Origin of the sequence: Paenibacillus whitsoniae (genome assembly GCF_003955665.1) — a bacterium.
GTDB classification, from domain to species: domain Bacteria; phylum Bacillota; class Bacilli; order Paenibacillales; family NBRC-103111; genus Paenibacillus_E; species Paenibacillus_E whitsoniae.
Map to the genome: position 1 here is coordinate 93,288 of NZ_RXHU01000066.1, position 22,643 is coordinate 115,930.

General features: G+C 51.5%; 16 protein-coding genes and 1 pseudogene. 13 read left to right on the plus strand and 4 right to left on the minus strand.

What is annotated here, in order from left to right:
• The first annotated feature begins 178 nt into the window (after positions 1-178).
• The gene (locus tag EJQ19_RS21385) at positions 179-3,751 is read left to right on the plus strand and encodes a polysaccharide lyase 8 family protein (RefSeq protein WP_126143277.1); all 3,573 of its coding nucleotides are present in this window, start codon (positions 179-181) and stop codon (positions 3,749-3,751) included.
• Between the two features lie 70 nt (positions 3,752-3,821).
• On the opposite strand, the gene EJQ19_RS21390 is transcribed toward EJQ19_RS21385, so the two are convergent.
• On the minus strand, positions 3,822-5,177 hold the full coding sequence (locus EJQ19_RS21390; RefSeq protein ID WP_126143278.1) for a catalase: 1,356 nt from the start codon (positions 5,175-5,177) through the stop codon (positions 3,822-3,824).
• 110 nt (positions 5,178-5,287) lie between these two features.
• Complete coding sequence (locus EJQ19_RS21395) at positions 5,288-6,376, minus strand: Gfo/Idh/MocA family protein (protein ID WP_126143279.1); 1,089 nt, start codon at positions 6,374-6,376, stop codon at positions 5,288-5,290.
• A 249-nt stretch (positions 6,377-6,625) separates the two neighbouring features.
• Here EJQ19_RS21395 and EJQ19_RS21400 point away from each other — a divergent pair, with 249 nt between their 5' ends.
• The 9 genes from EJQ19_RS21400 to EJQ19_RS21440 all read left to right on the plus strand — a co-directional run bounded on the left by EJQ19_RS21400 (position 6,626) and on the right by EJQ19_RS21440 (position 18,421).
• Positions 6,626-8,389 carry an ABC transporter ATP-binding protein gene (locus tag EJQ19_RS21400; RefSeq protein WP_126143280.1) on the plus strand — a complete coding sequence of 588 codons (1,764 nt, stop codon included), beginning with the start codon at positions 6,626-6,628 and terminating at the stop codon, positions 8,387-8,389.
• Positions 8,386-10,164, plus strand: a complete 1,779-nt coding sequence (locus EJQ19_RS21405; protein WP_126143281.1) for an ABC transporter ATP-binding protein — start codon at positions 8,386-8,388, stop codon at positions 10,162-10,164. The genes EJQ19_RS21400 and EJQ19_RS21405 overlap by 4 nt, the downstream gene beginning before the upstream one ends.
• Positions 10,165-10,279: 115 nt before the next feature.
• The gene (locus EJQ19_RS21410) at positions 10,280-11,074 is read left to right on the plus strand and encodes a lipid II flippase Amj family protein (RefSeq protein WP_126143282.1); all 795 of its coding nucleotides are present in this window, start codon (positions 10,280-10,282) and stop codon (positions 11,072-11,074) included.
• Between the two features lie 85 nt (positions 11,075-11,159).
• Positions 11,160-12,041 carry a radical SAM/SPASM domain-containing protein gene (locus EJQ19_RS21415; RefSeq protein ID WP_126143283.1) on the plus strand — a complete coding sequence of 294 codons (882 nt, stop codon included), beginning with the start codon at positions 11,160-11,162 and terminating at the stop codon, positions 12,039-12,041.
• A gap of 114 nt (positions 12,042-12,155) precedes the next feature.
• Positions 12,156-14,117, plus strand: coding sequence for an ATP-dependent DNA helicase (locus EJQ19_RS21420; protein ID WP_126143284.1), 1,962 nt, complete (start codon positions 12,156-12,158; stop codon positions 14,115-14,117).
• A 157-nt stretch (positions 14,118-14,274) separates the two neighbouring features.
• Positions 14,275-15,618 (plus strand): MDR family MFS transporter, encoded by a 1,344-nt coding sequence (locus EJQ19_RS21425; protein WP_126143365.1) that lies wholly within the window; start codon positions 14,275-14,277, stop codon positions 15,616-15,618.
• Between the two features lie 127 nt (positions 15,619-15,745).
• Positions 15,746-16,300: a histidine phosphatase family protein gene (locus EJQ19_RS21430; RefSeq protein ID WP_338143341.1), complete on the plus strand. Its 555-nt coding sequence runs from the start codon at positions 15,746-15,748 to the stop codon at positions 16,298-16,300.
• Between the two features lie 188 nt (positions 16,301-16,488).
• The gene (locus EJQ19_RS21435; RefSeq protein WP_241243023.1) at positions 16,489-17,247 is read left to right on the plus strand and encodes a VanW family protein; all 759 of its coding nucleotides are present in this window, start codon (positions 16,489-16,491) and stop codon (positions 17,245-17,247) included.
• Positions 17,225-18,421 carry a hypothetical protein gene (locus EJQ19_RS21440; RefSeq protein ID WP_126143286.1) on the plus strand — a complete coding sequence of 399 codons (1,197 nt, stop codon included), beginning with the start codon at positions 17,225-17,227 and terminating at the stop codon, positions 18,419-18,421. Before EJQ19_RS21435 ends, EJQ19_RS21440 begins: the two co-directional genes overlap by 23 nt.
• A gap of 73 nt (positions 18,422-18,494) precedes the next feature.
• Here EJQ19_RS21440 and EJQ19_RS21445 read toward each other — a convergent pair whose 3' ends face one another.
• Complete coding sequence (locus EJQ19_RS21445; RefSeq protein WP_126143287.1) at positions 18,495-19,043, minus strand: NADPH-dependent FMN reductase; 549 nt, start codon at positions 19,041-19,043, stop codon at positions 18,495-18,497.
• A gap of 194 nt (positions 19,044-19,237) precedes the next feature.
• Here EJQ19_RS21445 and EJQ19_RS21450 point away from each other — a divergent pair, with 194 nt between their 5' ends.
• Positions 19,238-19,876: a nitroreductase family protein gene (locus EJQ19_RS21450; RefSeq protein WP_126143288.1), complete on the plus strand. Its 639-nt coding sequence runs from the start codon at positions 19,238-19,240 to the stop codon at positions 19,874-19,876.
• A 325-nt stretch (positions 19,877-20,201) separates the two neighbouring features.
• Here the strand turns inward: EJQ19_RS21450 and EJQ19_RS21455 are convergent.
• A pseudogene (locus EJQ19_RS21455) lies at positions 20,202-20,626 on the minus strand (chromosome condensation regulator); the annotation flags it as partial.
• Positions 20,627-20,759: 133 nt separating this feature from the next.
• Here EJQ19_RS21455 and EJQ19_RS21460 point away from each other — a divergent pair.
• Both EJQ19_RS21460 and EJQ19_RS21465 read left to right on the plus strand, forming a co-directional pair.
• On the plus strand, positions 20,760-21,992 hold the full coding sequence (locus EJQ19_RS21460; RefSeq protein WP_126143289.1) for an aminopeptidase: 1,233 nt from the start codon (positions 20,760-20,762) through the stop codon (positions 21,990-21,992).
• 33 nt (positions 21,993-22,025) lie between these two features.
• A complete protein-coding gene (locus EJQ19_RS21465) occupies positions 22,026-22,634 on the plus strand; it encodes a TetR/AcrR family transcriptional regulator (protein ID WP_126143290.1) in 609 nt (202 codons plus the stop codon).
• Positions 22,635-22,643 lie beyond the last annotated feature (9 nt).

Below are 22,643 nucleotides of genomic sequence, written 5' to 3' on the forward strand. Positions count from 1 at the left end.
ATGTTCGCATTTTTTAAAAAAACTTGTTTTAGCGTAGTTTTGTTTCCAAAAAACCGAACGTAGGTAGACCTGTTAACTGAGCAAAAACTTGTATATTGTTCGAATAGGCAAAAACCGAGTACGATTCAGGAGGAATATTTTAGTGAAATATTCCAATACCAAACGAAAGGGGTTACTTATGTTATTGAGTAAAAACCTGGTTTTGAAAGCGCTTATATTTGTGCTGGTTCTGGGTGTCTATATGACGACACTCCCCAATCAACCTGCCTATGCGGCAGATGAGTATGACACCTTGCGAGCGAAAATGTATGATTTTACCACCGGCGGCTCTACGTACGACCCCAATGATCCAGACATCAGCGTCAAGATCACCAATATTACGAGCCTTGCACAGTCAAACTGGGATACGATGAACAAGAGTTCAGGCCGCACGTATTTGTGGAGCGACTTGGCAACGACAACGGAATCCGAGCACGTTTCACAGAGCTATCAAAGACTGGAGGCGATGACACTCGCTTATGTAACAAGAGGTTCATCTTTGAAAGGCAACACGACTTTGCTCGCGGATATTATTAGTGCCATGGATTGGATGTATACCAATCGCTATAATACTAGCATACCGAAGAGAGGGTATGACAATTGGTTTGACTGGCAGGTCACATCGCCGCTTGTTATTAATAACATCACGACTTGGTTGTATGACAGCTTAACGCCAACGCAAATTAGCAATTGGCATGCCGTCATCGATTATCAAGCGCTTGCTTGGGGTCCCGGCTTAACGGGAGCGAATCGCGTATGGGCTTGCTACATTAAAATTCAAAGCGGGATTATTGTCAAGAACGGCGCTAAAATTATCGAGGGTAGAGACCAGCTTAGCTCGGTATTTGATTATGTTACTTCTGGAGAAGGAGTGTACAGTGATGGTTCCTTCATTCAGCATACCGCGCTTATTCCCTACAACGGGGGGTATGGTACAGCCTTGCTCGATAATTTGACCAAATTGATGTATGTTGTAGCAGGATCCACTTGGGATATCGTAGATCCGGATGTGAATAACATTTATCAATGGATTTATACGGCTTTTGAACCGCTATATTATAATAACTCCATGTTTGATGATGTCAGAGGAAGAGGGATTGCTGGCTTTAGAGACGATGATAAAGGGTTAACATCGATTAAAGCAATTGGACCTTCCGTGGTTCGGATGGCACTCTCCGCACCTAATGCCAGTGATCGGGCCGCCTATAAATCAATGGTCAAAAAATGGCTGCTGGAAGCCACTTCGCCTACGAAATATGCGGATTTGGTCATGATGAGCGATATCGTCCAAGCGAAGCAAATAGAGGCTGATCCAGCTATTACGCCAAGAGTGCAGCTGATCATGAACAAACAATACCCGAGTATGGCTAGAGCTGTTCACCATAGACCGGGATTTGCCTTTGGCATCAGCATGTCCTCCAACCGAATCGGAAATTATGAACAGATCAATGATGTTAATTTAAGAGGGTGGCATACCGGAGACGGGATGACCTATCTGTACAATTCGGACTTGAAACAATATAAAGATTCCTTCTGGCCTACCGTCAACAGTTATCGCATGCCAGGTACAACCGTTAATCAGAATACCACGGCAGCCGCAAATGCCAAAAATCCAAATAGTTGGGTCGGAGGCACAGAGGTCTCAGGCTTGTACGGAGCAACAGGCATGCAATATACGGCGAATGGCTACAATCTCACAGCGAAGAAATCCTGGTTTATGTTTGATGATGAAATTGTGAATTTAGGTTCCGGCATTACGTCTACAGACAATAAAGTTGTAGAAACGATTGTCGATAACCGCAAGTTGAACAGCAGCGGAAACAATGCGCTTACAGTAAACGGTGCAGCTAAACCGACAGCAATTGGGTGGAGCGAGACGATGACGGGTGTCAATCGTGTTTACTTGGCCGGAAGTGTGCCCGGCTCGGATGTCGGTTATTACTTCCCTACGACTACAACGCTTAAAGGGTTGCGGGAAGCGCGAACAGATCAATGGTCTAGTATCAATCATTACAATCTTGGCACCGATTATACGACGGATATTACACGAAACTACATGAATCTATGGTTCGATCATGGCACGAATCCGACCAATGGTACCTATGCTTATGTGCTGCTGCCAGGCAAATCTAGCGGGCAATTGGACACTTATGCTGCAAATCCGGACATTACTGTGGTTGAGAACTCAGCAGATGCTCAAGCCGTGAAGGAAAATTCATTGGGTATCCTAGCAGTTAACTACTGGAACGACGCGGTAAAAACGGTGAGCGGTGTCACCAGCAACAAAAAAGCTTCCGTGATGGTCCGCACGACCGAGAACGGGACTGAGGTTTCCGTAGCTGATCCGACGATGGCGAATACAGGAACGATTCAACTTACGCTTACGCAAAATTTAGGACCGGTGGCGTATAAGGATTCGCGAATTTCTGTCAGCACGAGCGGAGGTACGACTACGCTCACGATCAATGTGAATGGTGCGGGAGGCAAAAGCATCAAAGCCTACTTTGCCACACCAATCGCGGGTCAGATAACTGGCTATACGGTGAACGAAAATTTTGACGAGATGATGCTTGGCTCGCTGACTGGCCAAGACGGCTGGATTTTCAATAATGCTGGAGTGACAGCGAATACGGTTGTCGTTCAGCCGACTAACACAGATAACTCGGCTAAATCGCTGAAAATCACGACCGGCTCGACATCCGGCAGCGCAGAGGCGTATCGGCTATTTAACGCCCCGCAGGGTGGCTACATCACAGCGGAAGCCACTGTCACAGCTGATGACGCGAACTGGAAAAATGCTCTGATTGTAGCAGACAGCAGTTTGGCAGCCAATAACAATGCCGCTCAACTTGTTATGCAATCAGGTAAAATCTGGGGGTATAACGGCAGCACTAAAACGGATGTGATGACAGGGATCACAAATGGCCAGCCATACCGACTGAAAGTCATTATCAACACGTCGGCAAAAACATATGATGTCTATGTTAATGATGTGCTTCTTGCTGCGGGCTGGAACTACCGTTACGCTGTGAATACACTTGATAAATTCTCGGTTTCCATTGCCGGCAATGCCAGTTCGATGAGTGTTGACGATGTAAAAGTATCTTATGAACCCTTGACGTTAGTCAAACTCATCCATGAAGACTTCAATGCGATGACAGTTGGCAATTTGAATGGGCAAAGCGGCTGGGTGTTTGATAACGGCGGCATTTCAGGAAATACGGGGCTCGTGCAGACGGTAAGCGGATCGATAGCTGACAAAGAAGTTAAACTGACAACAACGTCAACCAGCGGAAAGGCTGAAGCATACAAAGTGTTCAGCGCGCCGGCAGGTAGTATGGTCATCGCCGAAGTGACGGTAACCGCCGATGATGACAACTGGAAAAATGCTTTGATCGTATCGGACAGCAGTCTCACTTCGAACGGAAGCGCCGTTCATCTCATTATGCAGAACGGTAGAATTTGGGGGTACAACGGCGGAACACAAACGAACGTGTTGACCTCGATCACGAACGGTGAGCCTTACCGTCTGAAGGTAATTATCAACACAGCAACGAAAAAATTCGATGTATACGTGAATGGTGAATTGAAAGGCTCACAATGGAACTATCGTTATACCGGATTGACCAAAGTTGATAAGCTTAGCTCATCGATCGGCGGCAACGCCAGTTCAATGCGTATTGATGATGCCAAGGTAAGTTATAATCCATAGGAGCAACTTGTAAATTCCTTATATAAAAAAAGATCCGTATTTGTTGTCAAATACGGATCTTTTTTTATTTTTAGCCCATGGTCGTAGCCTGGATGGCCCGTGAAACCCGTTCGCCAAGCTCGGCAGACGCCCTGTAAAGGTGGCTGAGCACGATGTTTTGTGTTTCTTGCGAGACTTGCACAAGATCGCCGGCGAGGTTCGCAACGAGATGCTCTTGCTGCAGCGGTGCAAGTGAGCGGTAGAATTCACCCGCCTGCATAAAGTCATCTTGCTTTGGAATGTCTGTACGCTCAAGGTGACCTTCAACAAATCTTCCGTTGCCGCTGGTCACTTGGGAATTTGGCGACCAGAATTGCTGGTGATTGATCGGAATGCTGCGGAAATCCGGACCAAGCCGTCGCCGCTGTGAATCCCAGTAAATGTTTGAACGCCCTTGCAGCAGTTTATCATCCGACAGTTCTGCACCTGCCAGCAGATTCGCAGGGGAGAATGCCAGCTTCTCGACTTGCTCGCTGTAGTTGTCCGGATTACGGTTTAAGACCAGATTGCCGACCGGAAGCAACGGATACTGCCGCTCATCCCATATCTTCGTATCGTCCAACGGGTCAAATGGAAGGGTAGCCTCATCTTGAGGGTCCATCAACTGCACATACAGGCCGTATTTGACCTCTTTGCCAGTCTGCAGAGTATCGAATAAATCCTTAGCGGCATAATCGGGATTCTCGGCTGAAAGTCGGGAGGCTTCTTGCTGGTCGATGTACTGAATGCCGGCGAGAGGCATCCAGTGATATTTGACATAGGTTCGCACACCTTGCGCATTTTTCCAGACATAGGTGTTGACGCTATGGCCCGGCATGTGGCGAAGGCTCTTAATAGTGCCAACATCAGAGTATTGCCAAAGCACGAAGTTGGTGGCCTCCGGCGCCCGAGCGACGAAGTTCCAGAACCGTTCCGGTTCAGCTAAGTTCGTGACGGGCGAGGGAAGAAGGGAATGGATAAACTCCGGAAAACGGATGGCGTCCCGGACGGAGAACACCGGGATGTGGTTGCAGACCAGATCGAACACGCCCTGCTCCGTGTAGAACTTGGTCGCGAAGCCGCGCACATTGCGAGACGTATCCGGCGTCCCCCGATTGCTGACAGCAAGCGAAAATCTGACAGTGACGGGGACCTGCTGGCCAGGATGTTGCAGGAAACAAAGCTGTGTGTAGGCTGTCATCGCGTTTACAGTCTGGAAGTAGCCAAAGGCGCCGCACCCTTTGACATGTACGGGTCTTTCCAGCGGCTTCTCGTGGATAAATGTCTCCAGTGTTTCGTGGAGCACGCTATCTTGTTCCAACACAGGACCGCGACTTCCTACCGTCTGCGAATGTTCACCCTCAGAATGCTCTCCTAGCCAGAGGCGTTTTTCTGTATTCTCTTTCATCTATATACCTCCCAAGCCGCTCATTTAATTGTATGGACATATTAAGCTATGAGGCGCTTGGCTAGGAATATGCCGGGGAGATTTCCGAATGGAGGAGACTCCGAATATAGTCAAACCCCCGGAATGATAATCTCCACCTCTTTGCGGGTTTCGGACGAACGCAGAATACCGTCGATGATGGCTTGATTGAACAGGATTTGCTCGGCAGGAATCGGTGCTGGCCTCTCATTGCGAATGGCCTGGACGAAATCGTTCACTTTTTCGAAAAACCGGTCAACCTGGTGCTGGAGGACAGGGATGTTGGTCTCGACATGTCTCCCGATTTCGTCATGATACAATGTGATCGAGCCGACACCGCCGTCCCAAACACCGTTCCACGGGCTGCCGTTATAAGGCGTGGTGACTTTCAGTCCGGCGTCGGTGCCGAGAAAGTACGAGGCGCCAAGCGTGTCCATATGCATTGCCCAAGAGATTTTGAACTGCAGCGTGATGTCTCCTTCGAGACGAATAAAAGCAGCGCCAAAGTCTTCGACCTCAAAGTCGGACGCTTCTTTGTGATACTTAGGGTTCGTTCCAAAGTAATTGGAGGTAACGGCTGATACGGTGAGCGGCTTCGGATATCCGAGCGCATTGAGCGCCATATCCAGTGAATAACAGCCGATATCAGCCATAGCGCCAGCGCCGGCGAGCTCTTTCTTAATAAAAGTGCCGCCTGGCATGCCTCTGCGACGACCGCCTCCGGTTTCGACGTAATAGACTTTGCCAAGCTTTCCGGACTGGACCAATTCTTGGATAGCAACCATATTGGGGTCATAGCGGGGCTGGAAGCCGACACTCAGCATCTTGCCTGTCTGCTTGGAGGCTTGAACCATCTCAATGCCCTGCTGCAGTGTAACGGCTAGCGGCTTTTCGACAAGCACGTGCTTGCCTGCCTGGAGTGAATCAATGCTTGCGCGGTGATGGGCTACGTTTGGTGTACATACACTGACTCCGTCGAGGTTCAGCTCGAGCATCCGGTTATGATCCGCGAACGCTTTTGCGCCGTGCAGCTCATGGTTGGCGATGAATTGCTCCGCCTTACCCGGAAGAATGTCAGCAATGGCGACGATTTCAACGTCTGGTATTTGTTTATACGCTTTCGCATGCGCACCGGCTATGCCGCCGCTGCCGATAATGCCAATTCGAATATTCGATTTCATATGGGATGCCTCCAGTCGTTAAATAAGATGCTCCCCTCATTATATCGTAGCGGGTAGCAGAGAGTAGTCCGAGGAGGCGTCGCGCGAGGTGCAAAAAGATGACACGATAGGAAAGGCGTTTTAAAATAAAAGGGCAAAGAACACTTGTGTGGCAGAGTTTTAGTGAAATCAAACTCTCCGTTGTCGATCTCGAGCCAATGAAGTATGATGAAATATACGTCACTTAATTCTACGGAGGACCTCTTTGGCATGAGTAAGTCTGTACGCAATAAAAATAACGCTGGTCAATACAAGGAGTTGCTGGGCCGTTATTTGTTTCCTCAAAAAGGAACGCTGCTGACATTAACGATCCTATTGTTCGCTTCGATCGGACTTCAACTGGTCAATCCGCAAATCATTCGCTACTTTATCGATCAGGCGGGGCAGCAGGGAGCGATGCAGCCGCTGATTAACGCGGCGCTGCTTTTTATCGGGTTTGCTTTGGTGCAGCAGCTCGTTTCGGTCGCTGCGACGTATTTCAGCGAAAATCTCGGCTGGACCACGACCAACAAGCTGCGCGTCGATTTGGCGGCGCACTGCTTGTCGCTGGACATGTCGTTCCACAAAAATCATACCTCAGGCTCGCTGATTGAGCGGGTGGACGGCGATGTGAATGCGCTTGCGAATTTTTTCTCCTCCATGATCATTCATCTTGTCGGCAATCTGCTGCTTATGGCCGGCATCATCGTACTGCTGTTCCGCGAAAATTGGTTGATCGGGGTCGGGATGGCGTTGTTCGTCGTTTTTGCCGTGTATCTGATCCAGTGGATTCGGAAGTTTGCTGTACCGGTGTGGTCGAAGTGGCGGCAGGCGAATGCCGAGTTTTACGGCTTTATCGGCGAGCATCTGGAGGGAACAGAGGACATTCGCGCGAACGGAGCGGTCAGCTTCGTAATGGAGCGATTCTATACGATGCTGCGAAAAATGCTGCCGCTCCGGATCAAAGCGTTCCTCGGCTTTTGCGCGATGTGGAATACGTCGATTTTCGTGTTCGCTCTGGGGAATGCGATGGCGTTTGCGATCAGCGCTTATCTCTGGCATGCAGGGAAAATTTCGATCGGCACCGTGTACTTGATCTTTTTCTATACCGAGCTGCTGGCCAAGCCGATTGAAAAAATCCGTACGCAAATGGAAGATTTGCAAAAAGCGGACGCCAGCATTTCGCGGATTCGGGAGCTGTTCGCCATCGAATCGAATATTCGAGACGGCAAGGGCGCGCCGCTGCCGCAAGGGCCGCTTGGCGTCGAGTTCAACGACGTCACGTTCAGCTATGACGGCGATCAGGCGACGCTGGAGAAGCTCAGCTTTTCGCTGAAGCCGGGCGAAGTGCTCGGCCTGCTGGGCAGAACCGGCAGCGGAAAGTCTACGCTGGCCAGGCTACTGCTGCGCTTTTACGATCCGCAGCAGGGTACGATTTCACTGAGCGGAACGAATATCCGCGACTGCACGCTCACCGAGCTGCGCAAGCATGTCGCCCTGGTGACGCAAAACATCGAAATCATGCAGGGCACGATTCGTGATAATCTAACCTTCTTCGATAACGGTATTGCGGACGAGACGATTATCGAAGTGCTGAGCGAGCTTGGGCTCGGCGCCTGGTTCGACGCGCTGCCGGAAGGGCTGGATACGATGCTTGCCTCCGGCGGGGGCAGCTTATCGGCCGGGGAAGCGCAACTGCTTGCGTTTGCGCGGGTGTTTTTGACGAAGCCGGGCCTTGTGATTATGGACGAAGCCTCCTCGAGGCTGGATCCGCTTACCGAGCAGCGCATGGAGAAGGCAGTTTCAAAGCTGCTGGATGCCCGCTCCTGCATCATGATTGCCCACCGGCTTGCAACGGTGCAGCGCGCGGATCATATCCTTATTTTGGAACATGGTAAGGTGATCGAATCGGGACGGAGAGAGGAGCTCGCCGCCAATCCGAATTCCCGCTTCTCGCATCTGTTGGCAACCGGGCTTGAGGAGGTGCTGGCATGACCACATTTCAATATTTATGGAAACTGATTGCCTATAGACCGATGCGGTATACGCTGAATGCGGTGATGTGGACGCTGATTTATTTGGCACCGATTGCGCCGGGGCTTGTGACTAAGGAGTTTTTTGATACGCTCACAGGGCATGCAAAACTGGACTATGGCGTCTGGGGACTGATTGCGCTGCTCATGGCGGCGGCAATTGGAAGGATGATGCTGATCATCATCGGGTTCATCACCGACGTCAACTTCCGATTCCGCATGAGCATGCTGCTTCGCCGCAACCTGCTGGAGCATGTGCTCAAGCAGCCTGGCGCTCAAGCGATTCCGGTGGCGCCGGGCGAAGCGATCTCCCATTTCCGGGATGATGTCGATCAATCCGAGGAAGCCGTAAGCTGGTCAGTTGATGTGTTCGGACTGACGTGTTTTGCGCTGGTGTCGGGTTATATCCTGATTCGTATCGATGCCCAGATGACACTGCTCGTCTTTATGCCGATCGTGTTGGTCATCACTGCCGCGCAGCTCGCGACGGTGAGATTGCAGAAGTACCGCGCTGCCAGTCGCGAAGCAACGTCGAAGGTGACGGGCGAGATCAGTGAAATGTTCGGCAACGTGCAGGCGATTCAAGTTGCCGGGGCGGAACGTAGAGTGATTGAGCGTTTTGCGAGGTCCGGTGATAACCGCCGGAAAGCGATGCTTAAGGACAAGCTGATGGGGGAACTTTTGGACTCCGTGTTCTCCAACTCGGTGAACCTGGGAACCGGCCTGCTTCTGCTGCTGGCTGGGGCTAAAATGCGCTCCGGCACGTTCACTGTCGGCGACCTCTCGCTGTTCGTGTATTACCTCACGTTCGTGACACAGTTTATTACGAATGTCGGTAAGTTCATCACGTATTTCAAGCAAATGAGCGTGTCGCTTCAGCGGCTCACGTTTCTGCTGCAAGGCGCTTCGGCCAAAGTGTTGACGATGGCGAGGTCCCTGCATTTGAAAGGCGAGGAGGCGGAGCCCGAGCACGAGGTTGCTGCAGCAGCGGTCGCTCCGGCGCCGCTGGAGAAGCTTGAGGTGAATGGCCTTAGTTACGCCTACCCCGATACGGGGCGAGGCATCCATGACATTCACCTGACCCTGCCCCGCGGATCGTTCACCGTCATTACGGGAACGATCGGCTCGGGCAAAACGACCCTGATCCGTTCCCTCCTGGGGCTGCTGCCCACAGGGGAGGGGACGATCAGGTGGAACGGCGTGCCCGTGGAAGATCCGGGCACCTTCTTCGCGCCGCCGCACAGTGCGTACACGGCGCAGGTCCCGCGGCTGTACTCGGACACGCTGCGGAACAATATTTTGCTCGGGCAGCCCGAGGCGGGCCCCGAGAGCTTGCCGCAGGCGCTGCACGCGGCGGTGATGGAGCAGGACGTCCAGCATCTCGCGAACGGGCTGGACACGGTTGTCGGGCCGCGCGGCGTGAAGCTGTCCGGCGGCCAGGCGCAGCGCACGGCGGCGGCACGGATGCTCGTGCGCGACGCCGAGCTGTACGTCTTCGACGATCTGTCCAGCGCGCTGGACGTCGAGACGGAGCAGAAGCTGTGGGAGCGCATGTTCGAGCGGCGACGTGAAGCGACTTGCCTCGTCGTCTCGCACCGCAAAACAGCGCTCGCCAGAGCGGATCACATCGTCGTGCTGAAGGAGGGCCGCATCGAAGCGGAAGGAACGTCCGCCGAGCTGCTGCACAGCTCGCCGACGTTCCGCGAACTATGGCATGGCGACGAGCGGAAAGCTTGAAAAAGAGGGAGCATCTCCTGACTGGAAACAGCAGGAAATGCTCCCTTTTGCTCGAATTGAAGAAGAGAGTCACGCATAGGCTCGGTGACAATCCAAATTTAATGAGTGTGATTAAATGTTAACCACGTTAATTACTGTATTTCTTTTAACCATGGTCATCCACACCGCTGAAACGCTCTCATATTCGATCCGCTACGCAGGTGTGAAGGTCAACAAGCTCGCGGTTGCCTTGTCGCTGGTCGGCATTGTTGTGCTCGTCTCGCGAACGGCGAACTTGATTCAGGCACCGATGACGGCGCATTTTGTGGACTATGCGAAGCGGCATACGGAGTTCGATCTGTTGGAATTTCTACGTATTTCCTTGTTCGCGTCTTCGATCGGGACCATTATCGGAATTGCGCTGTTCCCGTCGTGCATCCACCTCAGCGCGCGCGTGATTGCCCGGTTGGAGGTGACCGGCTCCATCCCTAAGCTTATTTCCAGCGTGACCGTACAGCAGTTGAAGAATACGACAAAATATATCCGCAAACCGAAATTCCGGATCAGCGAATTCCGCTATTTGGGCGTATCCAAGCGATTCCTGTTCATCAACATCGTCGTGACCGCCTTTTATTCCGTAGGGGTGCTCGCTTCGCTCTATGCGGCGCATTTGCTACCGGACCACGCGACAACTGCTTCGCAAGCTTCGGGGCTGATCAACGGGGTCGCGACGATTTTGCTGACCATTTTCATCGATCCGCAGCTTGGACTCATTACCGACAAGGCTCTGCACGACGAAAAACGGCGGGACCAGCTTGGCAAAATCTATGCCCTGCTGATGACAACCCGCTTCCTGGGGACGCTGCTTGCCCAAGTGTTTCTCGTGCCGTCGGCCCTTTTTATCGGCTGGATCGTGAAGCTGTTTTTCTGATTTAAAGAGCTCTGCCTTTCCATCCCCGCGAGCAGTTGGTATAATAACTAATAGTTTTGAGATACAGCCAGATCGGAGTCTTACTATGAAGAAGTTCAAAAAGTTTTACATTGAAATTACGAGCGTATGCAATCTGGCGTGCACATTCTGTCCGCAGACGCAGCGAAAGGCGAATTTTATCAAGAAAGAGACGTTCACGGACATTCTGGATCAGATAAAGCCGCATACGAACCATATTTATTTGCATGTAAAAGGCGAACCGCTCCTGCATCCGAAGATTGACGAACTGCTCGACATCGCGCATGAAAAAGGTTTTAAAGTCAATATCACGACGAACGGCACGCTGATTAACAAAAATCGGCACAAGCTTCTCGACAAGCCGGCGCTGCGGCAGATGAATTTTTCGCTGCATAGCTTTGATGGGCACGAAGGGTCGGAGGACAAGGAAGGCTACGTGATGAGCATCCTGAACTTCGTGAAGGAGATCATCGAACGCTCGAACGTGATTATCTCGTTTCGATTGTGGAATCTCACACAGGACAATCAGACGAATGCTGAGCGGCAGCGCAACCGCGAGATTTTAGAGATGTTGGAACGCACATTTGAGTTGGACTACCAGATTGAGGAAAAGTTTGTCCGCGGCGAGGGCTTGAAGCTGAGAGATCGTGTGTATTTGAACCAGGATCATGAGTTTCAATGGCCGGATTTGAAGGCGCAGGAGATCGAGGGACCGGGCTTCTGCCATGCACTGCGCAATCAAGCGGGGATCCTTGTAGATGGCACCGTCATTCCATGCTGTCTGGATGGGGAGGGCGTCATCAATTTAGGCAATATCAATGAGACTCCGTTCTCGGATATTATCGAGGGCGAGCGGGCGAACCGGTTGTTTGAGGGGTTTTCCCGCCGAGAAGTCGTCGAAGAATTGTGTCGGAAATGCGGCTACCGCGAGCGCTTCAGCTTGGCATAAAGGCAGGGCTCATGCTTGCTGCTTCGGCAGGGAGGATGAGTTTTTTTGCATTTTCGTCGCAACCGTGGGATAATTAAAGTTTGATTCCTTAGAGAGAGTTTGGAGGCACAGAAGGTGGCACGTTACCCGTTTGCGTATGATCGCAGTCAGCCTTATATGAAGCAGGTTTCCGACTGGATTGCGGATATTTTTTATGACATTTTGCCGGAAGCCGGCTTTGAAGTGCGGGATGAGCAAATTTATATGGCGTTTCAGCTGGAGCGCGCCTTTGCGGAGAAGCAGGTGATTTTTGCGGAAGCCGGCGTTGGCACGGGGAAGACGCTCGTTTATTTGCTCTATGCGCTGTGCTACGCAAGGTACAAAAACAAACCAGCCATCATCGCCTGCGCGGATGAGTCACTCATTGAGCAGTTGGTGAAGCCGGGCGGGGACATCGATAAGCTGTCGCGCCATTTGGGGCTTGAAATTGATGCGAGGCTGGCCAAGTCGCCGGATCAATACGTCTGCTTGCAGAAGCTGGACGAAGCGAGATTCGGGCATGAAGAGCCGGAGCTGTATCGGGAGCTTTACGAGGAGCTGCCTGATTTTGTCCATTCACGGGAAGCGCTGCAGCGCTTTTATGCTTACGGTGACCGGAAGATGTACCCGCATCTGAACGACCGGCAGTGGCAGCGGATGAATTGGGATGCTTACCAGGACTGTTTTGTCTGTGAAAAAAGGCATCGCTGCGGGCAGACGCTCTCCCGCGAGGCTTACCGGAAAGCGGCGGATCTGATCATCTGCTCGCACGACTTTTACATGGAGCATCTCTGGACGTATGACAGCCGCAAAAGAGAGGGGCAGCTTCCGCTGCTGCCGGAGCACTGCGCCATCGTGTTCGATGAAGGTCACTTGATGGAGTCGGCGGCGCAGAAGGCGCTGACGTACAAGCTCAAACACATCGTGTTCGAGGAGCTGCTCGTTCGTCTGTTGAAAGGAGAGGTCCGCGAGTCCTTGGCGGTGTGCATTGACAAGGCGATCGACCAGAGCGAGCGCATGTTCGACGTGCTGGAGCGGAGCTGCCGGCCGATTGCAGGCTCGGATCGCAAGCAGATCGCGATGAGCGACGAACTGCTCGTCGAGATTCATCGGCTCTGCGATGTGCTGTCCGAGATCGAGGAAGAGCTTGTTTTTGAAAGCGAAATGTTCACGCTGAACGACTATCAGCTCAAAATCGTCGAAGAGCATCTTGAAATGATGCAGAAGGCGCTTGGTCTGTTCCGGCAAAAGCATTCCTTTATCTGCTGGGCGACAGAAAGCATAACGGGCTTGTCCCTGGTCGTGATGCCAAGGACGGTTAAGGAAGTTCTACGGGAGCACATCTTCTCCTTAGGCATGCCGATTGTGTTCTCCTCTGCCACGCTTTCCGTGGAAGGCAGCTTCGACTACATGGCGAGCAGTCTCGGACTGGACGATTATTTGTCCTTTGCAGTGGACTCTCCGTACGAATATGAGGAACGGATGGAGGTCGTCGTGCCGACATGGACGGAAGGCGGAACGTTCGCCGAGAAAATGGCCGCGGCGGTGCCTTTGCTGCAGCGGACAGAGGGCAGGGCGTTGCTGCTGTTCCCTTCGCAGCAGGAGCTGCAACAGTTCAAGCGGGAGGTAGGCAACGAAACCGGGGTAGCGAATCTTCGGTTCCTGTACGAAGGCGATAGTGAAATCTCGCATCTGATCGCAAGCTTTCAGGAGGACGAGCACAGTGTGTTAGCCGCGGTGTCGCTTTGGGAAGGGCTCGACATTCCAGGGCCTTCGCTCTCGAATGTTATCGTGTGGTCACTGCCGTTCCCACCGAACGACCCGGTGTTTAATAGCAAACGCGAGGCAGCGAGCGCGCCTTATGAAGAGGTCGACATCCCCTATATGCTGCTACGGCTGCGTCAGGGGATGGGGCGTTTGATCCGGACGCGGGAGGATCGCGGCGTGATTGCGATTTTCTCGGAGCGTATTCATACGGACAGCGGATTGCGTCAGCGTGTTGCGCAGATTTTGCCTTCAGGCGTGGAGATGAAATTGGAAGTGTTCGCGGGGGAGTAGTTCACCTGGAGTGAGTCCTTCTCAGTTATGGTCTTGCGATTGCAGACATAAGCTGAATGTACGCGGCATCTTGAAAATAATGAAACGAGGAACATTCACAATGATCGACAATATTGATCAACTTCACGATAAAAAAGTCGAGCGGCGCTCATCTTTCCTGAACAGCCGAACGTCCGTCCTCATCAGCATCGTATTGGCGATGCTCGTCGCGTCGATGGATTCTACCATCATGAATACGACGATGCCGATCGTTGCGAAGGAATTGGGACGCTTCGACTTGTATGCGTGGTCGTTTGCGGCTTACATGATTTTTAACACCGTGTTGGCCCCCGTGGCCGGGCGGATTTCAGATTTATTCGGGCGTAAAAAGGTTTTCGCCTGCGGGATTTTGCTCTTTCTGGTCGGCTCGCTGCTTTGCGGGTTGTCGCAGTCCATGGTGCAGCTCGTCATCTTCCGGGCGGTGCAAGGGATCGGTGCCGGTGTCATGATGCCGTTCCCGATGATTATTGCGGGAGACTTGTTCTCGGTCGAGAATCGTGGGAAAATCCAGGCGCTGTTCACCTCCATGTGGGGCTTGTCTGCGGTGCTCGCTCCAATCTTGGGCGCTTTTTTCGTGGAATACTTGAACTGGCGCTGGATGTTCTATGTCAACCTGCCGATCTGTTTGCTGGCGTTCCTTATGCTCATGCCTTACAAAGAGGTTTACGAGCCGAAGCCGGCCAAAGTCGATTACATCGGCGCAATCTTGTTTACGATCGGGGTCAGCCTGCTGCTGCTTGTCACCGTCATTGAGGAGAACCGTGTGGTGTGCGGCGTTATCGGAGTTATCTTTCTCATTCTGTTCTATTTCTTTGAAAAGAAACAGGCATCGCCGCTCGTTCCGCTCAGCATGCTGGGTGACCGATCCATTCGCTGGGTCAACATCAACTCCTTCGCCGCTTGCCTTGCGCTTTTTGGCATCGGCAGCTTCATTCCGCTGTTTCTGCAAAACTTTGCCGGCGCGAATTTGTTCATGAGCGGCTTGCCGCTGCTCGGCCTGGCCGCCGGATGGATGGTCGTCGCGGTCCCCGCCGGCAAATGGGTGCTGCGCTACGGATTCCGTTCGCTGTTGATCGCGGGTAATATCCTGCTTGTGCTGTCAGGGATATTGTTAACGCTGATCGATGCTGGATCAGGCGTTACTTATGCGACACTCTGCATCACCGTTGTCGGGTTGGCGTTCGGCTTGAACTCGACCGTTGCGATCATTGCGGTCCAGCAGTTGGCGGAGCCGCATCAGCGTGGAATTTCTACGTCGTTCCTCATGTTCTGCCGCAACATTGGAACGGCTGTCGGCGTTACGATCATGGGCGCGATTCTGACGCGCACGCCAGGGATTACAGGATTCCAACATTTATTTCTGTTCGGATTCATTTGCACGCTTGCAGCGTTGGTCACGTCTTTCTTTATCCGCGGCCGCAAAATAGAATCAGGTGCTCCTGCCGCGCAGCGTGCGGAGTAGGTAAGAGGGAAGACTGCCGACTGTAAATAGTCGGCGGTCTTTTTGTATAGGTTCAACCATTGGGACAGGAATCTGACTGCGTGTCATGGAAATATAGAGGATTGATTTTCAGTTAAAGGCGGTGAACGTGATAGAAAAACTATATCTGATTCGTCATTGTAAAGCTGCAGGGCAAGCCGCTGAAGCGGAATTAACAATGGAGGGATTTGCACAAGCCCAAGAACTTGCCGATTTTCTTATGGATCATGGCATTGAGAAAATTGTATGCAGCCCTTTTTTGCGGGCAATTCAATCGATTCAACCGCTAGCCCAACGTTTACATGTAGAGATCGAAATTAAAAACCGTTTGGCTGAGCGGGTTTTGAGTAGTAGGGACCTCCCAGATTGGCTGGACCATTTACGTAATAGTTTTCACGATTTAGATAAATGTCTCCCTGGCGGAGAATCCAGTCGCGCAGCTATGCAGCGTATACGATCGGTTGTTGATGAATTGCGTACTGCGGATCACAAGTGCATCGCTGCTGTAACCCACGGAAATCTGATGTCTTTGCTGTTAAAACATGTTGATAATCGTTTTGGATTCGAACAATGGCAGAGCCTTTCAAACCCGGATATTTACTGTTTGTCAGAATTCGATGCTGAACCAAAGCTTCAAAGGATTTGGACTTCAAAAGAGATCTGAGCATACGGGGGAAATTCGTTGTTGTATATTCCTTACAAGCCAGGCAGGATAATTCCAATATGTGGTGGAACAAGTATAATTGAGATTTTATCACATGGAAGGAGACTCCCGCGATGAAAAAAATTATATTGAGCTACTTTCCTTTTTTATATAAAGTCAGAGTCCAGCAGCTGATCTGGAAGCGGCGTTTGCTTAATCTGAATCCGAAAGTTCGGTATGCCTATCGCAAAGAAGCTGCAGCGTTTCCGTTTGTTTGCAAGAAGCACAAGTCCATTTTAAGGAGAGTCTTGGCTAATTCAGACCCGATTTTACAAGAGAACAAGATTCAGAACCTAAAAATCGCGCTTGCGCATGTCGATGGAATCGTGATTCACCCTGGGGAGACTTTTTCTTTCTGGCAGTTGATTGGTAAACCCACGAAGGCCAAAGGTTATATAGAAGGCCTGATGCTTTCGCATGGGGAAGTTCGAACGGGAACGGGGGGAGGCCTTTGCCAGTTGGCCAACATGCTGTTCTGGCTGTCGCTTCACTCACCGCTTGAGATTAAAGAGCGTCATCATCACAGCTTCGATATTTTTCCCGATGATCGCAGGGTGATTCCTTTCGGGACGGGTACGAGTGTGTTTTATAACTATGTCGATTTGCAGTTTTACAATGGCACGAACGACAGCTTTCAATTCCATATACGGGTGACGGAGGAGTTCTTGGAAGGGGCAATTCGGAGCAGCAGGGAGTTAGACGTTCAGTATAATATTGAGGAAAGACATCACCAGTTTTATGAGAAAGCGAATACATGGTACCGTAAAAACGAAATTTGGCGGATTGCCACGGCGAAACAAGATCCCGCTTCTGTAAAAGAGGAATTGATGATCCGAAACAATTCGGAAGTTAAGTATATGAAATCGCAAGGAGGGCCATCACGCCATGAAGAAAATATTAGTTGCTAGTTTCGCAGTTATCTTCATTTCAACGTATCCCTATGCCGCTGCTGAAACGGCAGGCAGGACCGTCAAAGTTGCACCTAACATGGTTTCACCGGAATCGCTGCGAATTCCTGCCAGTATCACGCTGCTCAAAGAAACATCGTTTTACTCGGATCCCGAAGATTGGTTAGCTGGAGAACCAGCGGGCTCACTAGCTCCACAAGAAGGCGTTAAAGTATTAGGCGGTGAATATACCTGGGCACGAGGGAAAAGCTGGTGGAAAATATCGACGGACCGCGGACCCAAATGGATCTCTCCCGAGCCCTGGAATGTCGATGTGCCTCCTCCGGAGAAGATTGTTCTTTTCAACGATACCCCGATCTATGCGACGATGGACGATACGCAAGAGCCCTCGGCGATTTTATCTCCACAGGAGGTGCAGGTCACCGGAGCTGAAAAGCAATGGTTTTATGCAAACGGCCCTGACGAGAAGCGCTGGGTTCGCATCCACACCTCTTGGCTCGGGGATCAGTGGGTACACCTTCCCGTAGCCAAGATTGGGTACATCAAGCCGGTTGACTATTATTCGTATTATCGGCAGGGCCAGTACTTATTGGATGATCCGACATATAACGGCCCTTATGGCTCAATGGCGGGTCCGATGTTCAAATGGCTGGGCAATGAAACAGCGCATGTTACCGGCGAATTTGTGAGTGTCTATGATACCAATTACCAGCTAGAAACCGAGACAGGTGTGAAATATGTCCACGAAAAAGGAATCCCGATCGTCCGCGGTAACGAAACGATAACCTTGAAGGCGGATACGCCTCTTTTTGCTGCTGCGGATGGGAGTCAAGGCGTTGCGTTGGTTTTACCGAAACAATCCCTCTCTTCCTATGAGAAGATTCCGAGTTTTAACCTGTATCATGTCCATACGAGCTTGGGGGATGGTTGGGTCAATCCCGACTTGGCAGAACCGACGAACGTGGTAAAAGTCAATACCAAGGTTGAACTCCGCGGACAGCATACCTTATATCGTTTTCCGTCGGAGGGGTTGACTTTAGGGGGCTTACATGTAATGGATGCCGTCGTTGAGCCAAGCGCTTATTGGGAGGACCCGCATGGGGCGATCTGGTACCTGCTAGAAACCAAAGACGGGAAGGCCTGGGTGAAGAAAGAGGCGGATTTGGAGAGGTAGGAAATCGTATGCTGGAAGGCATAAGGCGCTGCTAGCACTTGGCGGAGTATGCAGGGTAAGGCAGCAATGAATTTTAGAAAGCGCGTGTCAAAACTTGAATGAGATTTTTCAATGATGACAAGGTCCCGGCATCCGTCACAAGGCCGTCCGCTCCAACGATTTTGCTGGCAAACGGTATCGAAACCGTGGCTTCGTCCGGGATTACTGCGCTCATCATAGTGAGCGTTAGTGTCAACGAATGCAGCGCGATGGCGCCGCCATCCGGGTGCGGGGACGCGCTGATGACCGCCGTTGGCTTGCCCACGAATTCGCCTGAGGAGACGACCCAATCGAGCGCGTTTTTGAGCGAACCTGGCACGCCTCGCGCATACTCCGGCGTACAGATCATGATTGCGTCAGCCGCCTTTAACTGTGCTCGCCATATGTGTACGGCTTCATCCTCCTGAGCAGGATCATGATCGAAGTCGGGGTTGAAATGCGGCAGAGCTGCAAGGTCATCATGCATGTGGAACACTACACCCTCGGGCATCATTCCCCCGATGAACGAGAGCAGACGTGTGTTGGTGGATTGTTTGCGCAGACTGCCGGATATACCGAGTACGACGGGAAGTCGTTGGTTCATAAGAATTCACCTCATCTGAATGTGATTAGTTGCAGTATAACCCCTACCATTAGTGTCATAGTCAAGAGGGCGTATTCTTTTAAATCTGGTAAAGATTACTTGACGGTGTTTAATATATAAAATATAATTACTTACAAAAAGTAACCTGATTCAAGTTTTCAATTACATCGTGTTCATGAATGGGGGAGAATGTCATGATTCAACAACAGACAGAATTTGCTGCTTTACTGAAAGCGCGCAGATCCGCAAATAAATTTCAACTAGGCGTCGACATTCCGAATGAGGTGCTGGATGAGATTTTCCAACTGGTGAAGTATGCACCGTCCGCTTTTAATTTGCAGCATGCGCATTATTTGGTCGTGAAGGATCCGGACCTGAAGCAGCGTGTCTACGAGGCTTCCGGTAAGCAGTATAAGGTGCAGTCGGCGTCGGCTGCGATCGTGGTTTTGGGAAGAATGGACGCCTACAAAGACGTCGCCAGGCTGAATGAGGGGTTTCTGCATTTAGGCGCGATCAGCAAGCAGGAGTTTGACATGACAGTGGAATCGGTCACGAGTTTCTACGAGGGTAGAGGCGAGACGTTCATGAGGGAAGAGGCAATTCGCAACGCGAATCTGTCCGCGATGACGTTCATGCTGGCTGCGAAAGACAAGGGGTGGGATACTTGCCCGATGATCGGATTTGATGAGGAAGCGCTGAGAAGCGCCTTGCAGATCCCGGATGTGTATGTCCCGGCACTTCTCGTCACCATCGGTAAAGAGGATACAACCAGCCAAAGACCGCGAGGCTACCGCAAACCGGTAGGGGAATTCGTCAGCTATCATACCTTATAAAAATGGCTGAGCCAGCCGCTGGTACGAATTTCTGTGTGGTACCGAGAGGGATTCGGAGCGGGGGAGGGGCAGCAAAGCCTGCAAAAGAGCAGGAATTGTCATCCGCCACCACCCGATTTGGGAAATGCCTGCGATTTTGCAGGCTTTTTTAATGAGAACCCGCTTTTGGGGCTGACTCGGCCTTAAAAACTGCTTTCTCGCAGGCATTTTGCTGAAAACACCTTTTTTGTGTAAAATGCCTGCGTATCCGCAGGTATCCTCCTGTCTACCATGACAGGTATCTGATTGTTTATACGTTATACGTGCCAGGCAGCCGAAGCCCACACCAGCCGCCTACATTACACTGGCCGTATGCATTATCACCTACAGCAACCACAGTGCCGTCCGATTAAGCCCGACGGTATGCGTACAGCCCGCTGCAATCGCCACAATATCGCGCCAACCACTTATTTGACATTGGCCATGTTTGTCACAACCCACAACCACGACCGTACCGTCCTAAGTAAGCCCGATCGTATGCGCATTCCCCGTGTTCGTTGCCATATGAACATTCCCCGCCGTCACCGCCACAATATCACGCCAACCGCCTACATCACATTGTCCGTATTTATTATCGCCTACAGCCATCACCGTGCCTTCCGATGTAAGGCCGACCGTATGGCGACGTCCCGCCGCTATGGAAGGCAAGGGGATATTCCGTTCAAGAATCTCGCTCCTTTGCGGGTAGATGTTTCCGTTTCCAAGGTGCATCTTTATTAAACCATAGTTCCTTCTTCTTCGCATAAAGATTTGGCTTGACAATGGCTGCGATTTCTTACGATAATAATAAAACGACCAGTCAGTCATTTTTGTGTCAACCGGACGAAGAAGGAGGAGGACTTCCATGCCAACTTTTCAAGAAAAATTACATACATACGCGGTTCTAGCCATCAAGCTGGGCGTGAATTTGCAGCAGGGACAGACGCTTGTTATTTTTGCTCCGATTGGCGCTGTTGAGTTCGTGCGAAGCTTGGTCACGCGGGCTTATGAGAGCGGTGCCAGACATGTTTATGTCGAATGGTTCGACAGCTACACGACCCGAATCAAATACGAGCTGGCTCCATATGAGGCGCTACTTGAATACCCGATGTGGCAGGCGGACGGCTACGAGGAGCTTGCCAAGCAGAACGCCGCTTTTCTGTACGTAGAAGTCAGCAAGCCGGACCTGATGAAGGGGATCGACCCACAGCGTCTGCAAACGGCCAGCAAAACGGCGAATGCCGCCTTGACGGGGTTAACCAACGCCAGGCTGACGAATAAAGTCAGTTGGGCGATTGTTGCCGCTCCCTCACAGGAATGGGCGGATAAAGTGTTTCCGGCTATACCGCAAGAAGAGCGGGTAAACGCATTGTGGGAGGCGATTTTCAAGGCTACCCGCGTGGACCTCGCCGATCCGATCGGCGCCTGGAAGGAACATGCAAGTACGCTGGAGACCAAATCGGGCTACCTCAACGAGAAGCAATTCAAGTCGCTTTATTATCGCGCGGAGGGGACCGACCTGATCGTCGAACTGCCGAAGGATCACCTCTGGGTTTCAGCGGGGAACAGCAACCAGCAGGGCACGGCGTATATTGCGAATATCCCGACGGAAGAGGTGTTTACATCGCCGCTCAAAACCGGTGTCAACGGAACGGTCAGAAGCACGAAGCCACTGGTCTATAACGGGGTGCTGATTGAGAACTTCTCCTTAACGTTTGAAGCGGGGAGAGTCGTTGCCTATCAAGCGGAGAAGGGGCAGGATATGCTCAAAACACTGATTGAATTGGACGAGGGCTCCCATTACCTGGGGGAAGTCGCGCTGGTTCCGCATCGCTCGCCGATTTCGGATACCGGTCTTATCTTTTACAATACGTTGTACGACGAGAACGCTTCTTGTCATTTGGCGATCGGCCGTGCCTTTCCATTTTGCCTGAAGGATGGCGTCACGATGAGTGGGGAAGAATGGCAGCAGCGCGGTTTGAACACGAGTCTGACGCATGTCGATTTTATGATGGGCGGGGAGGACTTGAGCATTGACGGCATCATGGAAAATGGCGAGACCGTAGCTGTATTCCGGCACGGCAGCTGGGCATTTTAAATACGGCCAAGCGCATGCGGAAAGGAAAAGCGTATGTCACCTAAAGTCTCGAAAGCGTATAAGGAAGAGAAGAGGGCAATCATTCTCGAAGGAGCGCTTCACTGCTTTACGGAAAAAGGGTTTCAAGCGACGACCATCGACGACATCGTGAAGCATGTGGGGATCAGCAAAGGCGCGATTTACAACTATTTTGCTTCCAAAGAAGAGATGTACATTCAGATGGCTGACGATAAAATGAATGCGATGCTGGCAAATTCTCTGGAACATTTCAAAAGCTTGCCCGTAGCAGCGGATCAAATTAGGTATATGTATGACCGCTTCCGCAAACAACCGCTGGCAGAACTGCGCAAATGGATGGCGTTTCATCTGGAATTTATGCTGTACGCGGCTCGTCAGCCTCATCTGATCACGCGATGGGATCAGTACGCGGACAAAGCATTGGTGTTCATGCAGGGCATTATGGAAGCCGGCAGAACATCGGGGGAATTTCGTCCGGATCTGGATTGCGCAGCCGCTTCCCGCCTGTTCTGGTCGCTCCGGGACGGGCTGGCGCTCCAGTATATGTTAAGCGGGGAAGAATTGGACTACCTGCAGCGCATTGACGATATGGAAAGCATGGTATTCCGTTATATTGCGGGGTAACGAGGGAGG

Excerpts from the sequence above, each read along its gene's own strand:
- EJQ19_RS21460 (WP_126143289.1), top strand. The coding sequence starts at position 20,760 with ATGCCAACTTTTCAAGAAAAATTACATACATACGCGGTTCTAGCCATC.
- EJQ19_RS21440 (WP_126143286.1), top strand. The coding sequence starts at position 17,225 with ATGAAGAAAATATTAGTTGCTAGTTTCGCAGTTATCTTCATTTCAACG.
- EJQ19_RS21390 (WP_126143278.1), bottom strand. The coding sequence starts at position 5,177 with ATGAAAGAGAATACAGAAAAACGCCTCTGGCTAGGAGAGCATTCTGAG.
- EJQ19_RS21465 (WP_126143290.1), top strand. The coding sequence starts at position 22,026 with ATGTCACCTAAAGTCTCGAAAGCGTATAAGGAAGAGAAGAGGGCAATC.
- EJQ19_RS21385 (WP_126143277.1), top strand. The coding sequence starts at position 179 with ATGTTATTGAGTAAAAACCTGGTTTTGAAAGCGCTTATATTTGTGCTG.
- EJQ19_RS21450 (WP_126143288.1), top strand. The coding sequence starts at position 19,238 with ATGATTCAACAACAGACAGAATTTGCTGCTTTACTGAAAGCGCGCAGA.
- EJQ19_RS21400 (WP_126143280.1), top strand. The coding sequence starts at position 6,626 with ATGAGTAAGTCTGTACGCAATAAAAATAACGCTGGTCAATACAAGGAG.
- EJQ19_RS21405 (WP_126143281.1), top strand. The coding sequence starts at position 8,386 with ATGACCACATTTCAATATTTATGGAAACTGATTGCCTATAGACCGATG.
- EJQ19_RS21415 (WP_126143283.1), top strand. The coding sequence starts at position 11,160 with ATGAAGAAGTTCAAAAAGTTTTACATTGAAATTACGAGCGTATGCAAT.
- EJQ19_RS21395 (WP_126143279.1), bottom strand. The coding sequence starts at position 6,376 with ATGAAATCGAATATTCGAATTGGCATTATCGGCAGCGGCGGCATAGCC.
- EJQ19_RS21445 (WP_126143287.1), bottom strand. The coding sequence starts at position 19,043 with ATGAACCAACGACTTCCCGTCGTACTCGGTATATCCGGCAGTCTGCGC.
- EJQ19_RS21410 (WP_126143282.1), top strand. The coding sequence starts at position 10,280 with ATGTTAACCACGTTAATTACTGTATTTCTTTTAACCATGGTCATCCAC.